The sequence below is a fragment of the Hydrogenophaga sp. genome, from assembly GCF_019635465.1.
Taxonomy (GTDB): Bacteria; Pseudomonadota; Gammaproteobacteria; order Burkholderiales; family Burkholderiaceae_C; genus Hydrogenophaga.
Genome location: NZ_JAHBZK010000001.1, coordinates 67,128 through 93,052 on the forward strand (window position 1 = coordinate 67,128; position 25,925 = coordinate 93,052).

A 25,925-nucleotide genomic window follows, 5' to 3' on the forward strand; every position below is an offset into this window, starting at 1 on the left:
CCATGTCGCAAGCCAACACGCCGGCCGGCGTGCACGCTCCCATTGAAGGCTCGGCGCGCCTGTGGGGCACGCTGGCCATCTCCGCCGCGACGTTCATGAACGTGCTCGACACGTCCATTGCCAACGTCTCGCTGCCCGCCATCGCGGGCGACCTGGGCGTCAGCCCCAACCAGGGCACCTGGGTCATCACCAGCTTCGCGGTGGCCAACGCCATCGCGGTGCCGCTCACCGGCTGGCTCACGCAACGCCTGGGGCAGGTGCGCCTGTTCGTCACCAGCGTGCTGCTGTTCGTGCTGGCCTCGCTGCTGTGCGGCCTGGCGCCCAACATGCCCACGCTGATCGGCTTTCGGGTGCTGCAGGGCTTTGTGGCCGGGCCAATGATTCCGCTGTCGCAGGCCCTGCTGCTGCAGAGCTATCCGCGCGAGCAGGCCGGGCGCGCCATGGCCGCCTGGGCCATGACCACGCTGGTGGCGCCGGTGATGGGCCCGCTGCTGGGCGGCTGGATCACCGACAACATCTCGTGGCCGTGGATCTTCTACATCAACGTTCCGGTGGGCCTGCTGGCGGCCTTCTTCATCTGGCGCATCTACCACCGACGCGAAAGCGTGGTGCGCAAGCTGCCGATCGATCGCATCGGTCTGGCGCTGCTCATCATCTGGATCGCGGCGCTGCAGGTGATGCTCGACCTTGGCAAGGAGTACGGCTGGTTCGAGTCGCCACTGATCGTGGGCCTGGCCCTGACCGCGGTGATCGGCTTCGCCTTCTTCATCGCCTGGGAGCTGACCGACGATCACCCGGTGGTGGACCTTCGGCTGTTCAAAGGGCGCAACTTCTGGGCCGGCACGCTGGCGGTGTCGGTGGCCTACGGCCTGTTCTTCGGCAACGTGGTGCTGCTGCCGCTGTGGCTGCAGCAGTTCATGGGCTACACCGCCACCGACGCCGGCATGGTGACGGCGCCCGTGGGGCTGCTGGCCATCGTGCTCTCTCCCTACGTGGGCCGCACCATCGCCAACGTTGACGCGCGGCGCTACGTGACCTTCTCGTTCGGCGTGTTCGCGGTGGTGATGCTGATGCGCTCGCACTTCTCGACGCAGGCGGACTTCACCACCATCCTCATCCCGACCATCATCCAGGGCGTGGCGGTGGCCTTCTTCTTCGTGCCGCTCAACACCATCACGCTCTCGGGCCTCACGCCCGACCGCATCCCCGCCGCGGCCGGCCTGTCCAACTTCATGCGCATCTCGTTCGGTGCGGTGGGCACCTCGGTGGCCACCACCGTCTGGGAGAACCGCGCCACCATGCACCACGCCCACCTGGCCGAGGCCGTGAACGCCGGCAGCCCGGCGGCGCAAGCCACGATCAACGCCATGGTGCAAGGCGGCATGAGTCAACAGCAGGCGCTGGGCGCAATCGACCGCATGCTGCAGCAGCAGGCGTTCACGCTCGCGGTCAACGACATCTTCTGGCTGTCGTCGGTGCTGTTCATCGCGCTGATTCCGCTGGTGTGGCTCACGCGTGTGCCCAAACGCACCGGCCCCACGTCGGCGGCCGCGGCCGAGGCGGCGGCAGGCGCGCACTGAGCGCAGGGCCAGTCCGACTCAGGGAGCCATCAGCGTGGGCGCAGGCCTGGGGTGGCGCTTGCCATTGAGCATTTGCCCGACCCAGCCATGCCGCACGAACAGTGCGTAACTGCCAAGGCAAACCACCGTGGTGAGCGCAATGTTGCTGGCGATCTTGAGCAGGGGCGGCAGGGGCATGTGGTACAGCCACGCACCCAGCAGGATCGTGACCGGGTAGTGCACCAGGTAGACCCAGTAGGCGCTGTCGGCCAGGTAGCCCAACACCGGGCGTCGCACAGCGCCGAATCGCAGCGCCACGCCCATGGCCGCAAAACTCCACAGCCAGGCGATGCAGGTGTAGAGGTACGAGGCCAACAGCGGTGCGCCACCGCTGGATGTCACGGCAATCGTGGCGATGAGGCACCCCAGCCCTCCCACAGCAAAGTGCACCCATCGGCGATGGAACAGCGCAAAGAAGTGCGTCTGCTGCCCATGAAGCACGAGCCCGAACACGAAGAAGCAACCGTAAAAGAGCCACTCGTTCCAAGGCGGCAAAAAGGCATTGGAAGGCTGCAGCATGGCGCGCGGGTAGCCTGCACTGGCGAGCAGCAAAGGCAGTGCAAGCACCAGAAACCCCCACGGCTGACGCGCCAGCCAGGTCAGCAGATCAGCAAACGGGCTCACCCATCGCCGAGGCACGCGCCACACGGCCGCCGTGAGCAGGCACAGCCACAGCAGCATCCAGAGAAACCACAAATGCACCGTGCTCGGCATCGCGAGCAATGAGCGCGTGCCGGCCATCGACGCGTCGAGCACCCAGGCGTCCGTCTGCATGCGGTTGAGAAACAACACCGATGCCCAACCGGACAGAGGCCAGAGCACCGGCCAGAACACCACGAAAGGCAGGCCCAGGCGCAGCAGGCGATGGCGGGTCAGCCCGGCCGGCCCCCGCGAGCGCGCCAGCAGCGCCGCGAAGAAGCCGCCCACGATGAAGAACGCCGGCATCCGGAACGCATGGATGGCGCCGACGACCAGGTCGGCCGTGACCGTGCTTCGGTCGTCGTGCCAGGCGTTCGGCATGGGTTGCGTAGCGTAGAGCGCGGCCACATGCAGCACGATGCCCAGCCACATCATTACCGCGCGCAGGTTGTCCATGGCATGCAGGCGCACGCCACCGTCGGCGGATGTCGGTTGTTGCCCCATGAGCGCGGCACCTTAGCAGCGCCGGCGCCGTGGCGCCAGCCCCGGGCAGGCACGGGCGGGCGGGCGCGGGCCGGGGCGATGGTGCGTCAGCGCAAGGGAATGGCGGTGGCGCGGTCCACCGCGACGGCGGTCACCGCGTTCTGCGGCGAGCCTTCGATCAGCCGGTCCGAGTAGGTGAGGTAGACCAGCGCGTGGCGCTGGGTGTCGACCATGCGCACGATGCGCAGCCGCTTGAACACCAGGCTGATGCGCTCGCTGAAGATCTCCTCCTGCGCCTTGATGGGCTTCGCAAACCCGATCGGCCCGACCTGGCGGCAGGCAATCGAGGCTTCGGCCTTGTCCTCGGCCAGCCCCAGCGCACCCGAGATGCCGCCGGTGCGCGCACGCGACAGGAAGCAGGTGACGCCGCTCACCCCCGGGTCGTCGTAAGCCTCGACCACGATCTTGTGGTTGGGGCCGATGAGCTTGAACACGGTGCTGACCTCGCCGATCTCTTCGGCGTGCAGGTGGCCGGCCAGCAACAGGGACAGCGCGACGGGAAGCAAGCGGATGGTGGGCATGGTCAAGGGTCTCGTGAAGGAATGCAGCGCCACACCATACGCGCTGCGATCAACGCGGGCATGACATCGGTCAATCAACCACCGCCGCACCACTGCTGCTCGCACGGCACCCCGTCGCCATCGCCGTCCATCTGCGCTCCGGGACAGCGCCGCAGAAAGTAGGTCGCCTCGGCGCACGACGTCATCTGGTTGCATTGCGTGCGTCCGTCGCACTGAAACCGTTCGGTGGGCACGGGCGAGGTTTGAACGCTGTCCGATGTGGGCAGCGGCGCAGCCCGCAATGCCTGCGCCTGTTGCCAGGCCCGAACCTGCGCCAGCCCGAACGCCACGGCGAGCAGCAACACCACCCAGCCCATCCAGCGGGAGAGCCAGGATTGGCGTGGTGGCACACGGCGCAGCGGGCGCGGCGGAGAGCGCCGCGCTCGGGGCTCAGCGTCGGGCGTGGCCTGCCCCGGTCGACGCACCCGCACAGCGCGCGGGCGGCCGTCCTTGCCGGACTCGATCTCGAACAGCAGCGCCTCGCCCACCAGCGGGCGAGGGCCCTCGCGCGGCATGGCGCGCACGTGCACGAACACATCAGGCGAGCCGTCGCCCGGCCGGATGAAACCGAACCCACGGTCGTCGTGCCAGACCTTCAAGGTGCCGGATTGCGGCATGAGAACCCCCTGCGTGCGCCGCCCGCGGCCAACCGCCGGTCAAGCGTCATGTTTTCTTGAGTGCGCCAGGCCCGATGTCGCCGCGTGGGGCGACAGACTGCGCGCCGCCGGATCGTCGGCGGCTTTCATTCCTGCGTCAACGCGCCATCACCACCCGCATGTACTTCCACACCGTCCTCGTTCTGCCCGGCGCGCGCCAGCGCTACATGTGCAACCTCTCCGAAGAGGAGGCACACGCCCAGGTCATCCTGCCCTTTCTCAACGACGGTATCGTCAAGTACCGCCGGGCCGGCAAGACCACACCGCACCAGGTGGTCGACCTGCGCATCTACAAGACCAAGGAGCAGTGGAACCATCGCCAGGCCAGGTTCGAAGAGTTCGTCGCCAAGAAGAACAACGTGGCCAAGGCGGTGCTCGCACGCGCCGCCAAGCGCGCACCCAAGGTGCAACACCGCGTGTTCGTGGTCATGCCCATTCAGGGCGAGCGCTACGGCACCATGAACGAGCAGCGCATCCACGACGAGTTCAACCGCCGCTTCGTGGCGCTGGAGAACACCCTCGGCAAGCACCAATGCGTCGCCATCCGCATCGACAAGGAAGTACCGCTGGACGATCTGGTGCGGCGCATCAAGACCGAGATCGCCCGCGCGCAGTTCGTGGTCGCCGATCTCACCGACGAGCGCCCGTCGTGCTACTTCGAGGCGGGTTACGCCGAGGCGCTGGGCAAGCCCATCGTCTACTTCGCCAGCAAAGAGAGCGTGGTCACGCCGGGGCAGAAGACCCGCATCCACTTCGACGTGCACATGAACGTCAACCTCTTCTCCAACCACAAGGAGCTGCAGGAGAAGCTGGACCTGGCCATCGGCAAGAACCGGGGCCTGTTGTTCGCCCCGCGCGAAGGCAACGCGGCGGCCACGGCCACGGCCAAGGCCTGACGCACCCCGGGACGGCGGGCGTGCCAGGACGGTGCTCGGGCCCGCCCGATGCGGCTACCCTCGGCAGGGCCGACCGCCCGCTTCGTCTGTCCATGCCGCTCCCACCTTTCGCGCCCCTGGCGCTCACCTTGATCTGTCTGGCCTGCGTCGTCGCCCAGATCGCCTTCGACCGCAGCACATGGGCCTTTGCGCCTGCTGCGCGCGGCGTGGCCAAGCTGGGCGCCAGCAGCGCCTTCGTGGCGGTGGCCGTTGTACTGGGCGCAGCGCACTCGCCCTACGGCCGGCTGGTGCTGGCGGCGCTGGCCCTGGGCTGGGTGGGTGATGCCTTGCTGCTGTCGCGGCGCAAGCCGGTGTTTCTGGCCGGCCTGGTGGCCTTCCTCATCGCGCACGGGCTCTATGCCGCCGCTTTTGCCAGTGGCCCGCTGGACGAGACGGCCCTGGCGGTGGCGAGCTTGCTGTCGGTGGCAGCCGGTGCGGGGTTTTTGCGCTGGGTGCGGCCGCACCTGCCGCGCGCCCTCACCTGGCCGGTGCGTGCCTATGTGGCGGTGATCCTGCTGATGTGCGTTGCCGCGGCAGGCCACACGGTCGCCACCGGCCGAGGTGTGGTGCTGCTGGGCGCGCTGCTGTTTGCCGTCTCCGACGTGGCGGTGGCGCGCGACCGCTTCGTCGAACGCACACACGCCAACCACCTCTGGGGCTGGCCGACCTACTTTGCCGCGCAACTGCTGCTGGCCTGGTCGGTGGTTGGCATGGGGTAGTCGCGCAGGCCCGCGTCGCCGATGATGCGCGGGTCCCAACACCCACGCACCCCATGCCGACGCCATCGCCATCGCCATCGCCATCGCCATCGAAACGACCCGCACCGCTGCGCCGCGCCGCGCGCGCCCTTTGGCTGATGGTGATGACAGCTTGCGGCGCGGGCACCGCACTGGCCGAGCAGATCGTCGGCGCGCGCTATGCCGAACCCACCCCCCGCTACGGTCACTTCGCGCTCGGACCGCCCCACGAGTACGCCAGCCTGGTGGCCCGCACCAACACCGGTCGCGAACTGTCGCTGACGCTGCCACCCGAGGCCGTGTTTGAAGACCTCGCGCCGCGCCTCGTGCAATTGAGCGCTGGCACGGCAACGGTGCTGCTCACCATCGTCAGCACGCAAGGCAAGGGCTCGTCGCTGGCCGTGATCGGGCTGAACGACACAGGCACCCCTGATGCGCGCCCAGTTGAGCTCAAGCTGCTCGCGGCGTCTGCGCCCATCGGCACGCCCAACCGCTGGCTCAACCCGGTGGGCGTGGCCGACCTCGATGGCGACGGCCAGGCTGAGATCGCCGCCGTCACCACACCCCACATCGGCGGCGTGCTGCGGGTGTACCGGCGGAACGGCGCGCAGCTGGTCGAGATTGCCTCGCTGCCCGGCTTCTCCAACCACGTCTATGGCTCGCCGGAACTGGGCCTGTCGGGTGTGGCCCGCATTGGCGAACGCAACGTGCTGCTGGTGCCCGATGCGCGCCGCGCCAGCGTGCGCGCCATGGCCTTGCGCGACGGCCAGTTGATCGAAACAGGCAGCTGCCCATTGCCGACACCCATCAGCGGGCCGGATGCGTTGCGTTGGTGCGAGGATCGACTGGGCGCTGGCGAGAAGAAATAGCCGCTCGCTCTCACGGCCACACACGCACAACGCCTGCGTGGCAACGTGCCGGCGGGCACACCAAGCATTCGAGGAGAGACCCCCCGATGGACAAACTGGCATTCATGCGGGCGTACTGCCGGATCGTGGAACGCGGCAGCTTTGCCAAGGCCGCGGAAGACCTGCAGGTGTCGCCCGGCCTGTTGAGCCGTGACCTGAAGCAGTTCGAAGACGCGCTCGGTTGCATGCTGCTGGCCCGCACCACACGCAGCATGTCCCTGACCACGCAGGGTCGTGTGTACTACGAGGAAGCGCGGCGCATCCTCGCCGACGTCGAGCGCTCTGAAGACGCCGTGCGCATGGCCGCGGGCCAGGTGCGTGGGCGGCTGACCATCAATGCGCCGCATTCGTTTGGCGTGACGGTGCTGGCCCCGCTGCTGCCGGCGTTCATCGACAAGCACCCCGAGGTCGAACTCACGCTGAGCTTTGACGACCGGGTGGTCGACATGATCGAGGGCGGCTACGACCTGAGCATCCGCATCCGGTCCGCTCTGCCCGACTCGGGGCTGGTTGCCCGCCACATTGCCTCGTTGGGGCAGGCCCTGTTCGCGGCACCGGCCTACCTGGCGCAACACGGCACACCACACACCCCGGCGGATCTCGCGGCCCATCGCGCCGTGGGCTATCTGCACGCGGACGACACCACGGCCTGGGCATTGCAGAGCCCGCAGGAAACGGTGACCGCGCCGCACCACGCGCGGCTGCAGGTGGGCAGCAGCCTGGTGCTGCGCGACCTGTTGATCGCCGGCCACGGCATTGGCGCACTGCCGGCGTTTCTCTCGGACCCCGCCGAACGCGATGGACGCCTGGTGCGGGTGCTGGCCGACCACCCGCTGCCGAGCCGCCATGTGTATGCGGTCACCGCCTCGCGCCGCGGCACCGACGCGAAGACGCTGGCCTTCATCGACCACTTGCAGACCACGCTGGCGGGCGACCACGGCGATTCTTGAGCGCGCGTAAAGACTGACTGCACGCCGGGCGTCTGTTTCCCGGCGGCCTGCGTCGGCATTCTCGGTGGCCTTCCTGTCGCAAGACTTCAACGAAAGGCCCCCATGACCCGCGTTCTTGTTCTTTATTACTCCAGCTACGGCCATGTGCGCACGATGGCCCAGGCCGTAGCCGACGGCGCCAGCCGCGTGCCCGGCGTGCAGGTTGATGTTCGCCGCGTGCCCGAGACGGTGCCCCTGTCGGTGCGCGAGCGCGCCGGCTTTGTGCCCGACGACACGGCAGAAATGGCGGTGCAGGACCTGCCGCAATACGACGCCATCATCCTGGGCACGCCCACCCACTTCGGCACCATGGCCGGCGCGGTCAAGCAGTTCATCGACCAGGCCGGCGGGCTGTGGGCGCGCAACGCACTGGCGGGCAAGGTGGGCGCGGTGTTCACCTCCACCGGCAGCCAGCATGGTGGCCATGAGATGACGGTGTTGTCCACCCACATCCCGCTGCTGCACTTCGGCATGGTGATCGTGGGCATGCCCTACACCTTCAGCGGCCAGACGCGCCACGACGAGATCGCGGGCGGCTCGCCCTATGGCGCCGGCACCATTGCCGGTGCGGACGGTTCGCGCCGCCCCACGGCCAACGACCTGGCCGGTGCGCGGTTTCAGGGTGAGCACGTGGCGCGGGTGGCGGCCGCGCTGGTTGCAGCGCCGCATGAAACGCCGAATGAAGCGCCGCAAGAGTCACAGCAAGCGGAGCTGGTGTGATGACCCACATGCCCCCCCTCACGCTGGACTTCTTTCACGACGTGGTCTGCGGCTGGTGCTTCAACCTGTCGCCGCGTTTGCGTCAGCTGGCCGATGAATTCGGCCTCGACGTGCGCCACCACACCTTCGTGCTGCAAGACAGCCCCGAACGCATGGTCGACGCGTGCGGTTCGCACGCCATGGCCAGAGACACCATCCTCTCGCACTGGGCGGCCTGCGCCGCGGCCAGCGACACGCCGCAAGGTTTCAACATCGAGGCGATGCGGGCGGCCCCCTTCAACTACCCCCACGGCCTGCCCGCCGCGCTGGCCTGCCAGGCGGCCCAGCAACTGGGCGGGCAAGCGGGCGGGCAACTTGGCCATTGGCGTTTGTTCGACGCACTGCAGACCGCGCATCTTTCGCAGGCCCGCAACGTGGCCGACCCCGAGGTGCTGCTGGACGTGGCCGCCGCGGCCGGCTTCGATCGTGCCGACTTCGCGCAAACCATGCGCAGCGACCAAACGCTGCGCGCCGTGCAAGCCGACCGCGCCCTGGCACAGGGTCTGGGCATCCGGTCGGTGCCGACCGTGATCGTGCGCGAGACGGGTGCGCGCCTGCACAACGGCCCCCTGGCCCACCTGCGCCAGCAGTTGCAGGCACAGGTCGCTGAGGCGAAAGCAGCGGAGGCACAGCCATGAAGCGGACCACCGACCTGTTGCTGACCGCGCTGGCGCCCGCCGTGTGGGGCAGCACCTACTTTGTGGCCACCGAGTGGTTGCCACATAGGCACCCGATGACGCTGGCCCTTCTGCGCGCGCTGCCTGCGGGCTTGTTGCTGCTGCTGATCGTGCGGCAACTGCCCGCACGCGAACGCCTGGTGCAGGTGCTCGCCCTGGGCGCGCTCAACTTCGCCGTGTTCTGGACGCTGCTGTTCGTGGCCGCCCAACGCCTGCCGGGCGGTGTGGCGGCCACGCTCGGCTCGGCACAGGCGCTGCTCGTCATCTTTCTGGCGCGCGGCCTGCTGGGCACCCCCGTGCGCGCTGCATCCGTGGCGGCGGCCATCGCCGGGGCACTGGGCGTGGCCTTGCTGGTGCTGGGCCCCACCGCCCGGCTCGACCCCCTGGGGCTGCTCGCCGGCATTGGCAGCGCGGCGGCCATGGCGGCCGGCACGGTGCTGAGCCGCAAGTGGCAGGCCGGGGTGGCCCCACTGACCTTCACCGCCTGGCAACTGACCGCGGGCGGCCTGCTGCTGCTGCCAATGGCGCTGCTGTCGGAGCCGCCACTGCCGCCCCTGCAGGCCGCGCATGTCGGCGGCCTGGTCTACCTGGGCCTGGTGGGCGCCGCGCTGACCTACTTTCTGTGGTTCCGCGGCCTGGCGCGCCTCGGGCCCGCCACCGTGTCACTGCTGGCGCTGCTGAGCCCCGTCACCGCGGTGGGCATTGGGTGGCTGGCGCTGGGGCAGACCTTGTCGCCCGTTCAACAGGTGGGGGTGCTGGTGGTGCTGGGGTCGGTGGCCTGGGGGCAAAGCGTGGCGGCGCGGCCGACGGGCCCGACCCTGCACCGCCTCACCGGTGCACGTGGCGCTTAGATCGTGCAGTGATTGAGCAACGCGGATCGGGGCGAAACGGGGAGGAGAGGGGCGGCGCCGTTGATCAAGGCCGCCCACACCCCGGGTTCCCCCGATGCAACGCGCCACCGCAACCACCCAAGATGCGCGCATGCGAACCCGAGCCCTGACCGCACTGCTGGTGTTCGTCACCCTGGGCGGCGCATCCGCGTCAACGCCCTGGGAAGTGCCCGCCTGCACCGCACCCACCCTCATTGCCCACGGCGGTGGACTCAACGCCTGCGGCTGCCACTTCAACCGCAAGACGGGGGAATGCCATTGCCACCAGGGGCGGGGGTGTGGGTGCGCTTGTCAGCCGGCGGGGTGTGGGTGACGGGTTTGCAGCGGTTGCTGCTGGTCGATCTGCGACCCTGAATGTGCGCCCTGCGCCACGTTGTGTCGTTCGTCCACCTGGCGACTAGATCGACTGCTTGCCGGTGCCTCGGTCAAGGCTAGACTGCCGCAATCGGCCAGCAGCAGACGTTCGCCATGTAACGCCATGACGCAAGGATCAGCGTTGCATACCAGCCTAATAGCCAGTTGGTCAGGACGAAGAATGCGAAACATCGAGAAGGCGGCGATATGAACGATCAATACACGAAGCATCGATGGAAGTTCCTTTTGTTCGGATCGATAACTGGCGTGCTGATGGGAATATCCTCGCCAACTGGAGCCGAGCCCAGCAACCTGGTTTTCGACCTCATCGGTGGTTTGATCCTTTGGTACATCCTTTGGCGGCTATGGGCTTGGAGCAAGAGACGTGCAGACCGGAGTGAAAACGGCAGCAGGAAAAATGCATCGTGAATCAAAAGAAAAAATCTCGTCGGTATCGCTTCGCTCTCATCGGTCTCTTCTTCCCAGCTTTGGGCATGGCTCAAGAGGGGCCGTGTGCGCCCGCGCTGCAGGAGGCCTGTCGCACTGCTCAAAAGCTTGCCGTCGCGATTCAGAAGCAGCTGCCTATGAAAGCGAGCCCCCAGGCCTCACTTGAAATGGCGGTCGCTGAGAAACATGTCCTCGTGGTGTCCGGAAGGTTTTCCTTCGATGCTGAAGCCGCAAAGAAGTACTTCATGCAGAGCGGAGTCACCCTTGATCAGTTCCAAGATCGCTACTCGCAATCAGTGAAGCCAAGCTTGTGCCGACCAGGCTCCGAAACCTACCAGTTCGTTCGGATGGGCGGTGTTGTGGAGTACCGCTACGCCTACAGCAACAACGATCCGTTCATGAAATTCGGCGTCGTTCGATGTGATTGACAGGCGAGTTGCAGGTTCAAGAGCTATCGTTTCTGTACCCGTCGCGCCTGCGCCTTGACCGTCTGCTAGTCGCAGGCTCGGCTACTTCCGCTTCGGGCCCGGTCCAGCCTCAGCTAGCATGACGCTTTCGGCCAGGAGCGCACAGCTGCTGGTGCTCGACCCACTCCAATGTCAAACGAGTTTCTCGTCGCCCGTATCGAGTTTGCCGCGTCACAATGCCGCGCCCAGAAGCTAGCAGCGAGAGAGCTGGCGGAGACGCTGAGGGGAAATGGACGCGCACTTGAAGCTATGCCATACGCCTTGATTAAGGAGATGGAGTGCATCGCGCTGGACCTCGACATTGCCGCATGGACTGATGAAGACGGCTTCCTCCTGCCTGATCTCACGGTAGTACTCGAGAAATTGGAAGCCTGGCTTAAGCAGGTACCCAGGACTGCTTAGTTGCTCAACCCGATGCCCGCTTCGGGCCCGAAGCAGTCGTCAGTCAGCCGCTGGCGATCTGAGCTTGGCGATGGTCGGGTCAGACCTACCTGCTTGGACCGAAATCACTGCTCCCGCACTTGGCGCACACGCTGTGTCGGGTCGCCAAGCGCATGTTTGAGTAGATTGCTGACGGGGCGGCCAACAAAAGAAAGGCGAACGCAAATACGCCCAACGTTCCAACAAGCAAAATGCCCAAAATGCCGCCCAGACCTGCGATAGCCCATAGAACCAGCTCGACAAGCAAAGAGCCCTGGGTGTGCAGCACAGTCTTCCCATCGTGCCCGCACGAGTTGCAACGCTTGCGACGAGGCAGAAGCGACTTGCCCTGATGTGAATTTGTCAGCGCCTTTATGAGCAACAGGGAAAAAACAACCGCAGAGACGAGTGGCCAGATGGCTCGAAGAAACTCACCCATGAGTTGGACTTCCCGTCGTTGGCCTCGACAGAGTCCAGTCGCTCAACGTATCCCTCGCTCCCGATTTCATTGAACCTCCCCTTGCTTATGTCCGCTTCTGGCCGCTAACGGCCCACAACAATCAAACCCGCGCGGTGCAGCTCCCAAGTCTCCGGACCGTCCCCGGCCCTCACTTGGATGCTCACACCAGACTCAAAGCGCAGGTTGAGTTCGTTCTCTGGGAGGTCCGTTGCCGCAGTTGCGCGCTGGCCTATAAGGCCCACGAGGCGGTCGCAGAAGCCCGAACTTGCTCGTTCAAGCTGTTCGTCTTTCGAGACGACGCTAATGGTCCCATAAAGGGAGAGAGTCAGACCGTGAAAGACCAGCTGGATGTAGTCGTGAACGAAGACTACCTGAGTCAAAGCTTCACTTGGTTCGAGTTCAATCATGAGTTCGTCAAGTTCTGCATCTGGCCGAATACCGACGCTATTGAAAATACAACCGTGTGGCAACTGCGACGAGGACGAGTGCCCAGAAGTACTTCCAGCGTTTCACATAGCCAAGCGGGAATGAAAAGAGACGACCAAATTTGCCGAGGGGCCTGCCAACTTCTATGTCGCCCACGAGTCCGACAAACACTCCAAAGGCAGCAAGAAGTACAGCAATAATTTGGTTGGCAGTCATACGCTTGATGTCCGCTTCTGGCCGATGACCGCCATGCTAGCTGAGGTCGAACTAGGCCCTTGACGGACATCAAGAACTTCAGACTGGTACGGCTGGTGAGCGTCAGCTCTTGCCTGCGGCTAGCCATCGACTTGAAGCTGACTTGGCTTGCCGTTCTCAAAGGTGCAGGTGAACAGGTGGCCACCACGGTCCTTGAGGCATTCGAACGAAAGATCCCAAGGGAGCAGTTCGTTGCCTTCGAGTGGCACTGTCATGCTCGTAAACGCGAAACCTTCGCGCCAGTTCGCTGGGAATGGCTCGCGCACCCACTTCTCGTACTCGGGAACAAGGAGCCCGCATGCTCTTTGAAACGCCAGATCTTGGTTCTCTGCATACTTCTTGAAGAACTCGGCTTGTACATGGCTCGGTTCTTGTTCGTCCGTTGTCTCGATTGCAACCGTGAATGGCTTGCCATGAACTTCAGTCTCGACCTCCCAGTACGAGCGATGCTTGGCCGCCATAAGCAGGGCTTCGCCGAACACCGGATGTTCAATTCGACGAGGGGGTTTTCCAAACAGCACCCGAGACAACAAGCCCATGCTCTGACGCCTAACGTTTGAGCTGAGGCGAGAGCACCGGAGTGGCGCTTGGCACGCTGGACGGATGATGGACCGGACCGGGAAGCGGGCCAAGTGCCATGTAGGTGCGAGTCGGCTCCAGCGTAGGGTTAGGCCGCATTGGGTTTGCACGGGACCGCGAAGTCCACGTGGTAGTGCTCATCGTGACGAACCCAAGGCTTGCCCTTCATGAAGGGCAGATTCTCCTTGAGGTAAGCACCGCGCTTCGTGTCAAGCAAGCGGGGAAGATACTGGGAGTCGAAGATCACCAGCGCCAACTTGGAGCCCAAGGCCTTGGCAGCGACATCGAGTTGATAGAGGTGTTCAGCCAGTGCCTCAAAGTCAATTTTGTATTCGCCGTACTTGGCGTCCTGGTCGAATTCCACGTCGTACCCCAGCTTGTCCGTGAGGTTTGTGGGCAAAGGAACGGACTGACCTCTGCCATTCCGCACAGGGACAAAGAAGTCAACCGACAGACCGTTCTGATGGGTTCGGTGAGGTCTGAACCGACCGCCAGAGGGCCAGCCGGTTTCGCCGTACACATAGCGAGTGTTCGGGCTGGCAGTAGCAAGCGCCCTGTAGCTCACCTCCATGATGGCAGCGACCTTGGAGTGAACGTGAGTACGCCCGGCAGTGGCAGCGAGCGTGCTGTAAGTGGAGAAGTTGGGGCCATCGAGAGGAAGCTTGACGCTGCCTTCGATGCGCCCGCTACTCACTGTGCCGTAGCACTGACTCTCTGCGGCCGCGGCTTGGAGCGGCAACAGGATTGCAGCGAAGGCGAGGATGCGGCGGTTCAAATGCGGTCTAACGTTTGAGCTGAGGGGTCGGTGCCGGCGGGTCGCCTTGGCCGCATGGCGGATGATAGACAGCGAGCGCCTCGCGGCCAAGGCGCCCCGCCGGGGACAGTACCTCTCGATCGAAGGGATAGGCCGCACTCGCGGTGCAAGCACGAGACGACGGGCACAGATAGCATGACCAGTTCGTGGCTGATGCCCTGCGGGGGAGAACATCAGTAGACGACGCTGTGGTAGCGCGGACGTTAGCGCAGCGGCTGGACTCGCTTGGCGCCGCAGAGCCCGCGTTGCCTGTCACTTTAGATGCTTGTAGACGAAGGGAGACACGGCGAATGCTGTTGCCGCCATGGCGACTGTCCCAGTATGAGTGAACCACCAGTCCAAGAAACCGAATCCGAGAAGCGGCATGGTTAGCACGGCGGCAAGCACGAAAAGCGCGAATGCAACCGCATAGCTTGCAAACAGCCACTTGGCGTGCCACAGCAGCCACTTGGTTCGTTGAAGCACCGGCGGCAAGCGACCGAGGGACGCGGGGATAGGTGGTGGCGGCATGTGCGGCCTGCGAGAGGCATTGGGTTAGCGGCATTCGCATTCGCTGAAGGAGTCATAGAGCGGATTGCGGTCCTTTGACGACGGCGGACCCTTGTAGAGAAGCATTCCGGCCTTGCCTGCAATGGTGCACTTCTGTTCGCATTCTTGTGCCTGGGTTGGGCGAAGGCTAACCAAGTAGACCACCAGCAGCGACACCGCCATGAAAGCCGCGAAGCCAATCGTCACAGCAACGAGGCGCCGAACATTGATGGACAGTTTCATGTGCGGCCTAACCGACCTGCCCCCTGTAGACGTACCAATGAGCAGCGGAAGTCCGCGGCGAAGGTTAATCGATGGTGTTGGGGGCCGATGGGAATTGAGCTGCATCGCCATGCCCGGCGATGCAGTTCCGGCGAAGGTGCTGGTGGCATGCGACCCAGGCTGCCGGCCTGACCTCGCAGTCCGTGCGCCAGCAGCCACGGCCACTCTGGCCCCTGGGTGCAGGGCCTGGAACCAGCACTCGTTCAAGTGCGCTCGTCGCGGAACTTGCCATTGAAGCTCTCGATGTAGCCACGTTCTGCATGGACCGTGCGATGAGATGGCGGATACCGTGTGCCTGCGCCCGCGCGCCATGAACGCTCGGCTGGTGAACCTGGCCCGTTGCTCGGTGCCAACGATCCTGTGGATACCCACGAAACAGCGCAGCGCGGTCCAGCACGCGCGTGACGTACTACCCGAGATGCCGAAGTCCACCGCGATCTCCACGCTCTCGTGGCTGAAGTCATCCGCCCACCGTGAAAATTAACCGTCGCCCGCCCGCGAGGCTGTGCCGCTCGCGTCCGGCGTGCCCACACCTGCTGGACCGTGCGTGCCGTTGCAGCGGCACGCGCTCATTGACGGGCCGCTTGTTTTTCTTGCGTCGGCGCACGGCCGTTGGCTTGCCGGTACAGGGCGGTACACGCGCTTGTGATTGACGCCAGAAACTGCGGACGCAACAGGTCATGGATGCGCCGATAGCCAAAGCGGCGGCGCACGTGCGCGACCCCACGATCTTCTCGCAGATCCAGCGTGGCCTGGTCGGGCTGCGGTGGATGGCGGTAGTTGTCGCGGGAGAGCCCCACAAGACGGCACGCGCGGCGCTCGGACAAATGGTGTTCGCTCACCATGCCGCACCGCTCGCGCCGCTCCTGTGGGGCTAGCGCTTACCCCCCAGAACGCGCCCTCTGAGCGCGTGCATGTCCGTGTGTGCTCGGCCAGCAGCCGCTTGAGCTGGCGTTCTCCGATTCGAGCTCGCGCAGCGCTGCGCTTCAGAGACCTGCATGCCGCCGAACCTTGGCGCGCCACTCTGTAGAAGGTGGCATCGCTGAAGCCGCCGTTGCGGCACAGCTCCTGATCGGCATGCCGGCCTCGGCCTGCCGCAGGAACCCGATGATCTGTTCCTCGCTGAATCTGCTCTTCTTCATGTCCGTCATTCTCCTGGTGGTTGACGCAATCTCACGAACTTCAGAATGGTACGGCTGGCGGGGCAGGTCATAACGTTTGACGTGAGCCGGCTCTTAGAGCGATAGCTCTTGGACGTCCCCGATGGAAGGCGCCGCACCTTGCACTTGTGACTGTAAACACAGAGCTCACTTTGATTCCTTTTTTGCGACCGCTTCCCTTAGGAGGCGAGGGGGCTTCAACGCGTGCTTTGAGCGTTTTGAGAGAGGTCACCTCACGAACCTTGTTCACACCCGGTTAGCATGACGCATTCGGCCAGAGGTGACGTCAATGCGGAGGGAGCATGCGAATCATCGCGCCAGGTTCTAGGCGCGGTTGCGTGCGTGCAGCCGCTGGTCCTTCTGGCTCTCGATGTTGCCGGTCGTGTTGGGAGGTGGTCCACTAGGCGGGATTGGGAGAGTGGTGGCGTAGTAGTGGGTCAGCTTGACGGTCGTCATCCCAGAGCCATTACCCGCCTCTACGCGCTTGAAAAACGGGCGAACTGCTCAACTGTTGGGGGACTGGAGCAATGCTTGGTGCCGCGCCTATCGGGTTCTTCTGGCCTAGAAACTTTCGCCCGCTATTCCGCCGGCAACAACTGGCATGGAACCTATGTGAACACCTACGAAGACGGCATTCCCACTCAGTATGCGTGGTCTACTACTTTGAGAGCTTGGGCGTATTTGCCCTTCACGGCCTTGTGGGCGCTGGCGTTCTACCTAATTTGGCGTAGTTCAGCCTCCGCCACTGATGCCGCTACGGGACCATCACTGCCTCAGTTAGCATGGCGCCATCGGCCAGATGCGGACGTTGGAGATAAGACCTGAAGACGGCGCTGCCTAGCAAGAAACTTTGCTCTTTCTCCTCCCTGTCCTGCCGCTAGCATTTCTTGGCGCAAGAGAAACTCTTCTACCAATTATTTTTCCCGGCGACTGGGTGTTTCTAAGAAATGATCGCCAATGCTCCATATCGTTGATGTCTCAGCACGATGGGAGGAGCGTGCCAGGAGAGACGGGATTAAAAAGCCTCTGGTTCATTACAGAGACAACACCTCCATGATGTTGATCGCTCGAACCGTATATGGTGGCGCTTTCACTTCTCTATTGGACGGTTGTCCGTGCGAGACGAATCTGACCGAGCCATTCCACGAGAATGCCTGCTTGCTGAAAGTCTTCTCGCCGCACGCTTATTTACTCGGTCAACGAGCAAGGTGAACTTCAATCGTCGCCTCCCAGTGTGTGAGCCTGCGCGCTGACCGGCTTCCCGTCAGCCTCGGGGATGGGCGTCGCGCCCCGCTTGTCCTGACTGAAAAAGAACCTTAGCGAACTTCCGCTTTGGGCCCTGAGCGGACAGTCAGTGGCCCTGCAGAAAAACCGATGACGGGCTATCCCATGCGCTGAATCAAGTCAGCGATAGCTACCTGACCGCGTTCCTCCGCAAACGCCTTGGCGTCCGCGCTGCAATGAACCGCCTGTATGTTGCAGAGTGTCTATGCCTTGCTGCAGGAGGAACTCCACAACAGACGCGCTGCCCACCGAAAACGCTCAAACAACGGATTTTCTGGCTCGCTAACGTCGCGCACAGAGCCGCACGCCAAGTGAATCCTGACCGCTCTAAGTGCCCCGCCGAAGTTGCCAACTTCAAGGCGGTGCCCTCTCGAATGTTCCTCCTCGTTGATTGACATCGAGGCCAGCTCTACGAGGTACTTAGTACGTCAACGTGCCCGTAGTTTGCGGCAACATGAAGCCAGTCATCCCAACGGCGTCATTTGCTGTATGACTTCCGGATTGGCACTAACGAGGTCCAACGAAGCAGCTTCACGTTCCTGCTTGATTGCATCTCGAACTGCGCACTTGGGTTTTTTGGATGCACGTCACCGTGTTTGAGAAGGTCCGCTCCTGGCCGATTGCGGAAGTCTAGCCATGGCGTCGATACGAGCAATAGGCCGACGTTGGAAGCCACGTGCTGAACGACAGGTACGTGGCACAGATCGCACATTCGAGTCGCCAACCCACGCGACCGCCCCCAGTCTGAAGTCGCCATTCCCCACACCGCTTTCCCCACACGTCAAAACCAAAGGCCCTGGAAGCGCACACCTCCAGGGCCTTCGTCCTCCCCTCCCCCTCACCCCCTCCAGGGCTCTCCTCAGAACGGATAGTGCCGCGGCGTGGTCTGCACGGTGATCCAGCGCAGCTCGGTGAACTCCGCGATGCCGGCCTTGCCGCCAAAGCGGCCGATGCCCGAACCCTTCACGCCACCAAACGGCATTTGCGCTTCGTCGTGTACGGTGGGTCCGTTGACGTGGCAGATGCCGCTGTCGATCTTGCGGGCGACGTTGAAGGCGCGGGCGATGTCCTTGCCGAAGACGGATGAGCTCAGGCCGTATTCGTTGTCGTTGGCGCAAGCGATGGCTTCTTCGACGTTCTTCACGCGCACGATGCACTTGACGGGGCCGAAGGTCTCTTCGCGGTAGATGCGCATCTCGGGCGTGACGTGGTCGAGCACGGTGGCAGGCATCAGGGTGTCGGTGCTCTTGCCGCCGCAGACCAGCTTGGCGCCTTTGGCCAGCGCGTCGTCGATCAGCTCGTTGCAGAAGTTGACGGTGTTCATGCCGATGACGGAGCCGAGCACCACGGGCTCGGGTTTGCGCGGGTCGCCCACGGGCAGGTTCTTCGCCTTGTCGCCGAACTTCTTCACAAACTCGTCGGCCACCTTGTTGTCGACGATGAGGCGTTCGGTGCTCATGCAGATCTGGCCGCTGTTGGCAAAGCAGCCAAAGGCGGCGCCGTTGACGGCGTCGTCGATATCGGCGTCGTCGAGGATGACCATGGGCGCCTTGCCACCCAGCTCCAGCACAACGGGCTTGAGGTACCTGGCGCAGGTCATGGCGATGATCTTGCCGACCTTGGTGCTGCCGGTGAAGTTGACGCGCCGCACCGCCGGGTGGGCCACCACGGCCTCGACCACGGCGCCGGCGTCGGCCGGGGCGTTGGTGATGTAGTTCACCACGCCGGCAGGGAAGCCCGCGTCCTGAAACGATTCGACGATGAGCTGGTGGGTGCGCGGGCAGTTCTCGCTGCCTTTGAACACCACGGTGTTGCCGCAGGCCAGCGGCACGCAGATGGCGCGCACGCCCAGGATGATGGGCGCGTTCCACGGCGCAATGCCCAGCACCACGCCTGCGGGCTGGCGCACGCCCATGGCCAGGCTGCCTGGGATGTCAGACGGGATCACCTCGCCCGAGATCTGCGTGGTGAGCGCTGCGGCCTCGCGGATCATGCCGGCGGCCAGGAAGCAGTTGAAGCCGGCCCACATCGCCGTGCCGCCGGTTTCGGCGGCCACGGCTTCGATGAACTGCGGCGTCTTGGCTTCGAGCGCGTCGGCGGCTTTGAGCAACAGCGCGCGGCGTTCGCCGGGGCCGGTTTCGCTCCAGGTCTTGAAGGCTTCGGCCGCGGCTTCAACGGCCATCACGGCGTCGGCCGGGCTGGCGGCGGGCGCACGCGTGGCGACGCTGCCGTCCAGCGGGTTGCGGCGCTCGAAGGTAGCGCCCTTCTCGGCCGTCACCTTGAGGCCGTTGATGAGCATGGACATGTCGGACATGGGGGTCTCCTTGGTCTGTCTGAATTCAGGCGGTGGCCACGGCCTTGCGCCGCTGCACCGCGTCGGGGGCGTTGGTGGTGCCGGTGGCCGGGTCCTTGTCGGCACCGAGGTAGGCCTCGCGGATGACGGTGGAGCGCGCCAGCAACTTCGCGGGCCCGCTGGCCACGATCACGCCGCGCTCGAGCACGTAGCCGCGGTCGGCCACGGCGAGCGCCTTCTTCACGTTCTGCTCCACCATCAGCACGGTGGTGCCTTCGTCGGCGATGCGGCGCGCGATGCCGAGCAGTTCGTCCACCATCTTGGGCGCCAGGCCGAGCGAGGGTTCGTCGAGCATGAGCAGGCGCGGCGCGCACATCATGGCGCGGGCCACGGCCACCATCTGCTGCTCGCCACCGCTCATGGTGCCGGCCAGCTGGGTGGCGCGCTCGCGCAGTTTGGGAAAGTGCTCGAAGGCCTGTTCGATGCGGCGCGCACGCTCGGCCTTGGGCACCAGCCAGCCGCCCAGCTCCAGGTTCTCGGTCACCGTCATCTGCGGGAACAGCTGGCGCCCTTCGGCCACCAGCGCCACGCCGTTCTGCACGATCTCGTGGGTCTTCTCGGGCAGCTCTTCGCCGTTGAGCAGCACCGTGCCCTGGCGAGCAATGAGGCCGTTGAGTGCCTTGAGCAGCGTGGTCTTGCCGGCGCCGTTGGGGCCCAGCACCACGGTGAGGCCGGGGCGCGCTTCGAGCGTGAGGTCGCGCAGCACCAGGAAGGCGCCGTAGCCGGCGCTCAGGCCCTGCACCTTGAGGTGTGCCTGCGTGCCGCCGCCCAGGCGGAAGGGGGTGTCGCGGTACCACATCATGCGGTGGCCTCCGCTTCGCTGTTCTCGCTCATCTCGTCGCCCAGGTAGGCCTCGATCACCTCGGGGTTGCGGATCACGGTGCGCGGCACGTCGTCGGCAATCTTGCGGCCCTGGTGCAGCACGATCACGCGCTCCACGTGGCGCAGCAGCGTGCTCACGGCGTGCTCGATCCACACCACGGTGAGGTCGAGCTCGTCGCGCAGGCGGCGGATCAGGCGCGCCATGTCTTCCACTTCGTTTTCCGTCAGGCCGGCGGCCACTTCGTCCAGCAGCAGCAGCTTGGGGCGCGTGGCCAGCGCCATGCCGATCTCCAGCAGGCGCTGTTGCGAGGGCGTGATGGCCGCGGCCGGCAGGTCGGCCTGCGCACTCAGGCCGATGAGCGCGAGGATGCTGTCGGCCGAGCGCAGCACCCAGGGCACACCCACCTCGTCGCCCCACAGGATGTACTCGCGGCGGCGCTTGCCCGCGAACTTGAGGCCGAAGGCGATGTTGTCGCGCACGAGCATGTCGCCAAAGGTGCGGGGCGTCTGGAACGTGCGCGCCAGCCCGTTGGCCGCGAAACGGTGCGGCGCCTTGCCCACCAGGCTGCGGCCACGCAGATCGAGCCGCCCGCTGGTGGGCTTGGTGACGCCGGAGATGGCGTTGAAGAAGGTGGTCTTGCCGGCGCCGTTGGGGCCGATGATGCCGACCAGCTCACCGGGCATGAATGTGGCACTGACGTTGTCGACGGCGACCAGACCGCCGAAGCGCACGGTGATGTCTCTGGCTTCGAGCAGCGGCGTCTTGCTATCAGTAGACATGGCGCGCCTCCCGCTGCTTCTTCTCGCGCTGCTTGCGACGCTCGGTCTCGCCACTGAGGTCGTCCTTCGTCTCCTGCCACCAGGCCTTCAGGTCGCACCACCAGCCCCTGAAGGTGTCGCCGCGCACCGAGGCGAGGCCGCCCGGCAGGTACAGCACCGACAGGATGAGCAGCAGGCCCAGCGACATCATGTACACCTGCGGCACCTGCAGGCGCAGTGTCTCGGCCAGCACGCTGAACACGATGGCGGCGATCAGCGGGCCCCACAGCGTCATGGCGCCGCCGATGAGCGCGATCAGTACGGTTTGAAAACCGATGAAGGGGTTGAACACGGTGTGCGGGTCGATGTAGGTCCAGCGCACGCTCATGGCCGCGCCCACCGCACCGGCAATGGCCGCGGTGAGCGCAAAGCCCGCCGTCTTGACCAGCCGCGTGTTCACACCCAGCGTCTGCGCGCGCTGCTCGTCGCCACCAATGCCCTGCATGGCCAGGCCGAAGCGGGTGCGGCGGATCCAGATCGACAGCGCCACCGCCACCACCGCCAGCAGCAGCACGGTGAAGTAGATGGTGTCGCGCTCGGGCACCACCATGAGCACGCGGCCCACGGTGCCGGTGACGCTCTTCTCGAAGTAGCTGATGGCGTGGCGGATCAACTCCGTCATGCCAAAGGTGAGTACCGCGAAGTAGGTACCGCGCAGGTGCAGCACCGCCAGGCCCATGACGATGGCGACCACCGCGGCAATGCCTGCACCGGCTGCGATGGCCACCGGCCAGCTCAGCGATTCGAGGCCGATGGCGCTGGTGTACGCGCCAATGCCGAAGAAGGCCGAGGTGGCCAGCGAGAGGTAGCGCGTGGTACCGCAGAACAGTGCCCAGCTCGACGAGAGGGCGATGTACATCAGGCAGGTGAGCGCCATGGAGACGATGAAGTCGCTGGCGAAGCCGGGCAGCGCGACGGCCCAGCCGGTAAGGCCGAACAGCACGAGCAGGTCGCGGATGAGGAACTGTCTGGAGGTCATGCTTTTCTGGTCTTGCGCGCGAACAGCCCTTCGGGACGCAACAACAGCACGCCGATGAACACGATGTAGCTCAGCAAGGCCTTGAGCGAGGGGTTGGTGAAGTGCATGCCGATGGCTTCAATGACACCGAGCAGCAGGCCACCTGCCAGCGCGCCGCCCATGCTGCCGAAGCCGCCCAGCGTGATGACGATGAGCGCGGTGACGGTGTAGGGCTCGCCCATGGACGGGCTGATGGTGTAGGCCATGGACAGCAGACAACCCGCCACACCCGACAGGCCCAGGCCGATGCCGAACATCAGCGGGTGCAGGCGCTTGGTGTCGATGCCCACCAGCTGCGCGCCCACCGGCGACTGCATCAGCGCACGCACGCCCTTGCCCAGCAAGGTGGTGCGCAGCAGCACGATGAGCGCGCCGGCAAACAGCAGCGCCAGGCCGAACACCAGCAGCTTGTTGATGGCGAACTGCGCCTGCCCGCCCGGCAGCGGAATGGCCAGCGGCTGCGTGAGGAAGTCGTAGCCGCGCAGATCGCCGCCCCAGATCCAGCTGATGGCGTTCTGCACCAGAAACATCAGGCCGAAAGCCACCATCAGCCCGCGCGCCTCGAACACGTCGAGATTGGGCGAGGTGGCGGTCAGCCGCCGAAAGCACAGCCAGTGCACCGCCACGCCCATGGCGAACAGCAGACCGAACGAGACCGGGATCATCCACAGCGGCGACAGGCCGACGTTGGCCGCCACCGCCCAGGTGATGAAGGCGCCCACCATGAGGAACTCGCCGTGCGCGATGTTGAGGATGCGCATGAGCCCGTACTGCAGGTTCAGGCCCAGCGCCACCAGCGCATAAATGCCCCCGGTGATGAGACCGGAGGCAATGAGTTCAAGCCAGGCAGAGAAAGACATGCAACGAGCGGGAAGGGTCTGTCATGAATGCCCCCTTGAGGGGGCTGAGGATTGCGGCTCCGGGCCCGCCTGCGCGGGCCCGGACAGACCGAAGAGGCATTGACTCCGGCAATGCCGCGGCCTGCAAGGCACGCGCCGCAGGCGCGGCGCGGGGGTGGTCCTTATTTCCACGAAGGCTTCGAAGGGTTCAGAGCAGCGGTGGCCACCTGCTTGGGCCACACCACTTCGAACTCGCCGTTCTGCCACTGGCCCACGGTGCCCGGCGTGCCCACGTTCTCGCTGCCATCGAACTTGATGTCGCCAATGATGGTCTTGTGGGTGGTGTTGGCCACGTAGTCGCGAATGGCCTTGCGGTCCAGGCCGACCTGCTTGCAGGCGTTGGTGAGGATCTCCAGACCGGCCCAGCAGGCGCCGCTGGCCCAGCGATCGGGTTCCTTCTTGTGCATGGCGACGTGGGCGTCGAAGTAGGCCTTGGCGCCGGCGCTGGTCTTGCTGTTCCACGAGCCCATGCCCATCACGCCCTCGGCGCCGGCCGGCGTCATGACGTTCTTGTAGAGCGGGAAGGCAGTGCCCACCGAGGCGTAGAAGAACTTCGGGTTGAAGCCGATCTCTTTGCTTTGGCGGCTGGCGAGGATGGTGTCGGGCGGGTACGAGAACGCAACGAAGGCGTCGGGGTTCTTGTCCTTCATGGAGCGCAGCACCGGCGAGAGGTCTTTCACGCCGCCGGGGTAGCTCTTGTCCTCGACCATGTTGATGCCGGTGCCTTGCAGGGCCACCTTGAATGCGGCGTAGTTCTCCAGGCCGAAGAGGTCATCGACGTAGACCACCGCCACGCTCTTGGCGCCGTTGGCCTTGAGCATGTCGACCAGCGCGTCGCACATGGCCTTGGGTTGCTGCAGCAACAGGAAGAAGTACGGCAGCTTGAGCTCGACCAGGCGCTTGGACAGCGCGGTGGGTGCGAGGAAGGGGTACTGGAAGCGATTGGCCAGCGGCGCGACCGCGAAGTTGGCGTTGGAGCCCCAGGGCGGCAGCACCAGGTCGACCTTGTCGCTGCCCATGAGTTTTTCGTAGGTGCGCACCACGGTCTCGACGTCGCTGCGGTCGTCGCTGCCGATGAGCTCGATCTTGCGGCGCGTGCCCTTCACGTCCAGGCCACCCGCGGCGTTCTGCTGCTCGGCCCACAGCAGGTAGTTGGGCTCCTGGCTGGTCTGCGCGCCGCCGGTCCACGGGCCGGTGCGGGCTTGCGTGTAGCCGATGCGCACGGGCGCACTCTGGGCCATGAGTTGCGGGGCCACCGCCATCGCGCCCACGGCGGCGGCGGTTTGCTGGATCATCACGCGGCGATTGGTCTGTGCCATGGCTTGTCTCCTGGTGTTGGTGGTGTCCTGCGGACGCCGGCATCGTAGGAAAACGGTGCCCGCGCCGCTATGCCGTCGAGGAACTGCCCGCTTGTCCATTCGCGCATCGCGCTGCGGGTTTACCCGCAAAACCGACCCGACACAGGGGCACCGCATGCCCCGGACAATGGACGCCCCTGCAGCGACGGAGACACCGCATGAGCGCCCCCCATCCCATGAGCACCGACATCGTGGCGCCCGCCGAGCGCGCCGCGATCTGGCGCGAGTGGGTGTGGACGCACTTCGGCGGGCTCGACTCCGACCTGTACGGCGACACCGAATTCGACGGCCACATGAGCGCCTCGCAAGCGGGCGACGTGGTGCTCACGAGGCTGGAGGCCAACCGCCACCGCGTGATCAAGAGCGACCGCCAGGCCCGCGCCAACGAGCGGGCGTACCTCAAGATCGTGGCGCCCTGGCGCGGCAGTGCGGGCGTGCACCAGGCCGGTCGCGAGGCCTGGGTGCGCCCGGGCGGCTGGGCCATCTACGACACCACCGACCACTACGCCGTGTCCAACCCCGAGCGGGTGGAGCACCTGATCGTGATGCTGCCCAAGGCGCAACTGGCCGAACGTGGGCTGGCGCTGGAGCCGCTGATGGCGCGCCACGTGGGCGGCGTGACGGGCATTGCGCGCGTGGCCCTGGAGACCATGCGCACCACCTACCAGGAGCTGCCCGGCATGAGCGAAGCCGCCGCGCGCGGCGCGGGCGAACTCATCGTCGAGCTGGTGCGGCTGTCGCTGCTGGAGCTGTCTGGCAAGGAGAACGGTCGCACGCAGGTCGAGGCCTTTCGCGACCGCATCCGCGTGCACATCGGTCGCCACCTGCGTGACCCCGATCTCTCGCTCGATCACATCGCCAACGCGATGAACTGCAGCAAGCGCCACCTGCACAAGGCCTTCAGCGCCGAGGACGACACGCTGGCCAGCTACATCCAGCGCCAACGCATCGAGGCCTGCATGCGCGAACTGGCCGACCCGATGGGGCAGAGCCGCACCATCACCGAGATCGCGTTCTCCTGGGGCTTCAACAACACGGCGCATTTCAGCCGTGTGTTCCGTGAGCACGCAGGCGAGACACCGTCGGCGTTTCGTGAGCGCTCAAAGCAGCATCGCGCCACCTGAGGCCGGCTGGCAAGCGGGCAACCACGCGACGCCCGTCAGGCAATCGTGATACCCCCGCGAGATCAATCCATTCGTCGCCGCTAGGCTGCGCTTCGCGCCAGTGGCGCGTGTCGCGCAAGACGCTGCCGGCACACGAAGTCGGGG

The 25,925-nt window shown here is 65.3% G+C and carries 29 protein-coding genes; 13 read left to right on the forward strand and 16 right to left on the reverse strand.

The window, feature by feature from the left end:
* The first annotated feature begins 2 nt into the window (after positions 1–2).
* Positions 3–1,580: a DHA2 family efflux MFS transporter permease subunit gene (locus tag KF871_RS00405; RefSeq protein ID WP_291136642.1), complete on the forward strand. Its 1,578-nt coding sequence runs from the start codon at positions 3–5 to the stop codon at positions 1,578–1,580.
* Positions 1,581–1,598: 18 nt separating this feature from the next.
* Here the strand turns inward: KF871_RS00405 and KF871_RS00410 are convergent, their stop codons facing one another.
* The 3 genes from KF871_RS00410 to KF871_RS00420 all read right to left on the reverse strand — a co-directional run bounded on the left by KF871_RS00410 (position 1,599) and on the right by KF871_RS00420 (position 3,978).
* Positions 1,599–2,762, reverse strand: coding sequence for an acyltransferase family protein (locus tag KF871_RS00410; protein ID WP_291136645.1), 1,164 nt, complete (start codon positions 2,760–2,762; stop codon positions 1,599–1,601).
* 86 nt (positions 2,763–2,848) lie between these two features.
* On the reverse strand, positions 2,849–3,322 hold the full coding sequence (locus tag KF871_RS00415; protein ID WP_291136647.1) for a CreA family protein: 474 nt from the start codon (positions 3,320–3,322) through the stop codon (positions 2,849–2,851).
* A gap of 74 nt (positions 3,323–3,396) precedes the next feature.
* Positions 3,397–3,978, reverse strand: a complete 582-nt coding sequence (locus KF871_RS00420; protein ID WP_291136651.1) for a cold shock domain-containing protein — start codon at positions 3,976–3,978, stop codon at positions 3,397–3,399.
* 158 nt (positions 3,979–4,136) lie between these two features.
* Between KF871_RS00420 and KF871_RS00425 the strand changes: the two genes are divergently transcribed.
* From KF871_RS00425 to KF871_RS00470, 11 genes are all read left to right on the forward strand, one after another.
* Positions 4,137–4,913, forward strand: coding sequence for a hypothetical protein (locus tag KF871_RS00425; RefSeq protein ID WP_291136653.1), 777 nt, complete (start codon positions 4,137–4,139; stop codon positions 4,911–4,913).
* A 92-nt stretch (positions 4,914–5,005) separates the two neighbouring features.
* The gene (locus KF871_RS00430; RefSeq protein ID WP_291136656.1) at positions 5,006–5,671 is read left to right on the forward strand and encodes a lysoplasmalogenase; all 666 of its coding nucleotides are present in this window, start codon (positions 5,006–5,008) and stop codon (positions 5,669–5,671) included.
* 53 nt (positions 5,672–5,724) lie between these two features.
* Entirely contained in the window at positions 5,725–6,558 is an 834-nt protein-coding gene (locus KF871_RS00435; protein WP_291136659.1) for a hypothetical protein, read from the forward strand.
* 86 nt (positions 6,559–6,644) lie between these two features.
* Positions 6,645–7,547 carry a LysR family transcriptional regulator gene (locus KF871_RS00440; RefSeq protein WP_291136662.1) on the forward strand — a complete coding sequence of 301 codons (903 nt, stop codon included), beginning with the start codon at positions 6,645–6,647 and terminating at the stop codon, positions 7,545–7,547.
* A gap of 102 nt (positions 7,548–7,649) precedes the next feature.
* Positions 7,650–8,306: an NAD(P)H:quinone oxidoreductase gene (gene wrbA / locus KF871_RS00445; RefSeq protein ID WP_291136665.1), complete on the forward strand. Its 657-nt coding sequence runs from the start codon at positions 7,650–7,652 to the stop codon at positions 8,304–8,306.
* The gene (locus KF871_RS00450; RefSeq protein ID WP_291136668.1) at positions 8,306–8,983 is read left to right on the forward strand and encodes a DsbA family protein; all 678 of its coding nucleotides are present in this window, start codon (positions 8,306–8,308) and stop codon (positions 8,981–8,983) included. Before wrbA ends, KF871_RS00450 begins: the two co-directional genes overlap by 1 nt.
* Positions 8,980–9,873, forward strand: a complete 894-nt coding sequence (locus KF871_RS00455) for an EamA family transporter (protein WP_291136671.1) — start codon at positions 8,980–8,982, stop codon at positions 9,871–9,873. Before KF871_RS00450 ends, KF871_RS00455 begins: the two co-directional genes overlap by 4 nt.
* 130 nt (positions 9,874–10,003) lie before the next feature.
* Entirely contained in the window at positions 10,004–10,225 is a 222-nt protein-coding gene (locus KF871_RS18725; protein WP_367171968.1) for a YHYH domain-containing protein, read from the forward strand.
* A 248-nt stretch (positions 10,226–10,473) separates the two neighbouring features.
* Complete coding sequence (locus tag KF871_RS00460) at positions 10,474–10,695, forward strand: hypothetical protein (RefSeq protein ID WP_291136674.1); 222 nt, start codon at positions 10,474–10,476, stop codon at positions 10,693–10,695.
* A complete protein-coding gene (locus KF871_RS00465) occupies positions 10,692–11,141 on the forward strand; it encodes a hypothetical protein (RefSeq protein WP_291136677.1) in 450 nt (149 codons plus the stop codon). Before KF871_RS00460 ends, KF871_RS00465 begins: the two co-directional genes overlap by 4 nt.
* Positions 11,142–11,309: 168 nt before the next feature.
* Positions 11,310–11,582, forward strand: coding sequence for a hypothetical protein (locus tag KF871_RS00470; protein ID WP_291136680.1), 273 nt, complete (start codon positions 11,310–11,312; stop codon positions 11,580–11,582).
* Positions 11,583–12,143: 561 nt separating this feature from the next.
* Here KF871_RS00470 and KF871_RS00475 read toward each other — a convergent pair.
* The 13 genes from KF871_RS00475 to KF871_RS00535 form a co-directional block, all read right to left on the reverse strand.
* Positions 12,144–12,467 carry a hypothetical protein gene (locus KF871_RS00475; RefSeq protein WP_291136683.1) on the reverse strand — a complete coding sequence of 108 codons (324 nt, stop codon included), beginning with the start codon at positions 12,465–12,467 and terminating at the stop codon, positions 12,144–12,146.
* Positions 12,468–12,504: 37 nt separating this feature from the next.
* On the reverse strand, positions 12,505–12,702 hold the full coding sequence (locus KF871_RS00480) for a hypothetical protein (RefSeq protein WP_291136686.1): 198 nt from the start codon (positions 12,700–12,702) through the stop codon (positions 12,505–12,507).
* Between the two features lie 119 nt (positions 12,703–12,821).
* Positions 12,822–13,280, reverse strand: coding sequence for a hypothetical protein (locus KF871_RS00485; protein WP_291136689.1), 459 nt, complete (start codon positions 13,278–13,280; stop codon positions 12,822–12,824).
* 128 nt (positions 13,281–13,408) lie between these two features.
* Positions 13,409–14,095 carry a penicillin-insensitive murein endopeptidase gene (locus KF871_RS00490; protein WP_291136692.1) on the reverse strand — a complete coding sequence of 229 codons (687 nt, stop codon included), beginning with the start codon at positions 14,093–14,095 and terminating at the stop codon, positions 13,409–13,411.
* A 573-nt stretch (positions 14,096–14,668) separates the two neighbouring features.
* On the reverse strand, positions 14,669–14,905 hold the full coding sequence (locus tag KF871_RS00495; RefSeq protein WP_291136695.1) for a hypothetical protein: 237 nt from the start codon (positions 14,903–14,905) through the stop codon (positions 14,669–14,671).
* A 608-nt stretch (positions 14,906–15,513) separates the two neighbouring features.
* Positions 15,514–15,789, reverse strand: a complete 276-nt coding sequence (locus KF871_RS00500) for a hypothetical protein (RefSeq protein WP_291136698.1) — start codon at positions 15,787–15,789, stop codon at positions 15,514–15,516.
* Positions 15,790–15,930: 141 nt separating this feature from the next.
* Positions 15,931–16,086, reverse strand: coding sequence for a hypothetical protein (locus tag KF871_RS00505; protein WP_291136701.1), 156 nt, complete (start codon positions 16,084–16,086; stop codon positions 15,931–15,933).
* Positions 16,087–18,247: 2,161 nt separating this feature from the next.
* Positions 18,248–19,702, reverse strand: a complete 1,455-nt coding sequence (locus KF871_RS00510) for an aldehyde dehydrogenase (RefSeq protein WP_291136704.1) — start codon at positions 19,700–19,702, stop codon at positions 18,248–18,250.
* A gap of 25 nt (positions 19,703–19,727) precedes the next feature.
* Positions 19,728–20,543, reverse strand: a complete 816-nt coding sequence (locus KF871_RS00515; RefSeq protein ID WP_291136707.1) for an ABC transporter ATP-binding protein — start codon at positions 20,541–20,543, stop codon at positions 19,728–19,730.
* Positions 20,540–21,343 (reverse strand): ABC transporter ATP-binding protein, encoded by an 804-nt coding sequence (locus KF871_RS00520; protein ID WP_291136710.1) that lies wholly within the window; start codon positions 21,341–21,343, stop codon positions 20,540–20,542. The genes KF871_RS00515 and KF871_RS00520 overlap by 4 nt, the downstream gene beginning before the upstream one ends.
* A complete protein-coding gene (locus tag KF871_RS00525; protein ID WP_291136712.1) occupies positions 21,333–22,361 on the reverse strand; it encodes a branched-chain amino acid ABC transporter permease in 1,029 nt (342 codons plus the stop codon). The genes KF871_RS00520 and KF871_RS00525 overlap by 11 nt, the downstream gene beginning before the upstream one ends.
* The gene (locus tag KF871_RS00530; RefSeq protein ID WP_291136714.1) at positions 22,358–23,260 is read right to left on the reverse strand and encodes a branched-chain amino acid ABC transporter permease; all 903 of its coding nucleotides are present in this window, start codon (positions 23,258–23,260) and stop codon (positions 22,358–22,360) included. The genes KF871_RS00525 and KF871_RS00530 overlap by 4 nt, the downstream gene beginning before the upstream one ends.
* A 161-nt stretch (positions 23,261–23,421) precedes the next feature.
* A complete protein-coding gene (locus tag KF871_RS00535) occupies positions 23,422–24,618 on the reverse strand; it encodes an amino acid ABC transporter substrate-binding protein (RefSeq protein ID WP_291136715.1) in 1,197 nt (398 codons plus the stop codon).
* 197 nt (positions 24,619–24,815) lie between these two features.
* Here KF871_RS00535 and KF871_RS00540 point away from each other — a divergent pair, with 197 nt between their 5' ends.
* Positions 24,816–25,781, forward strand: a complete 966-nt coding sequence (locus KF871_RS00540; RefSeq protein WP_291136717.1) for a helix-turn-helix domain-containing protein — start codon at positions 24,816–24,818, stop codon at positions 25,779–25,781.
* Positions 25,782–25,925: the final 144 nt, after the last annotated feature.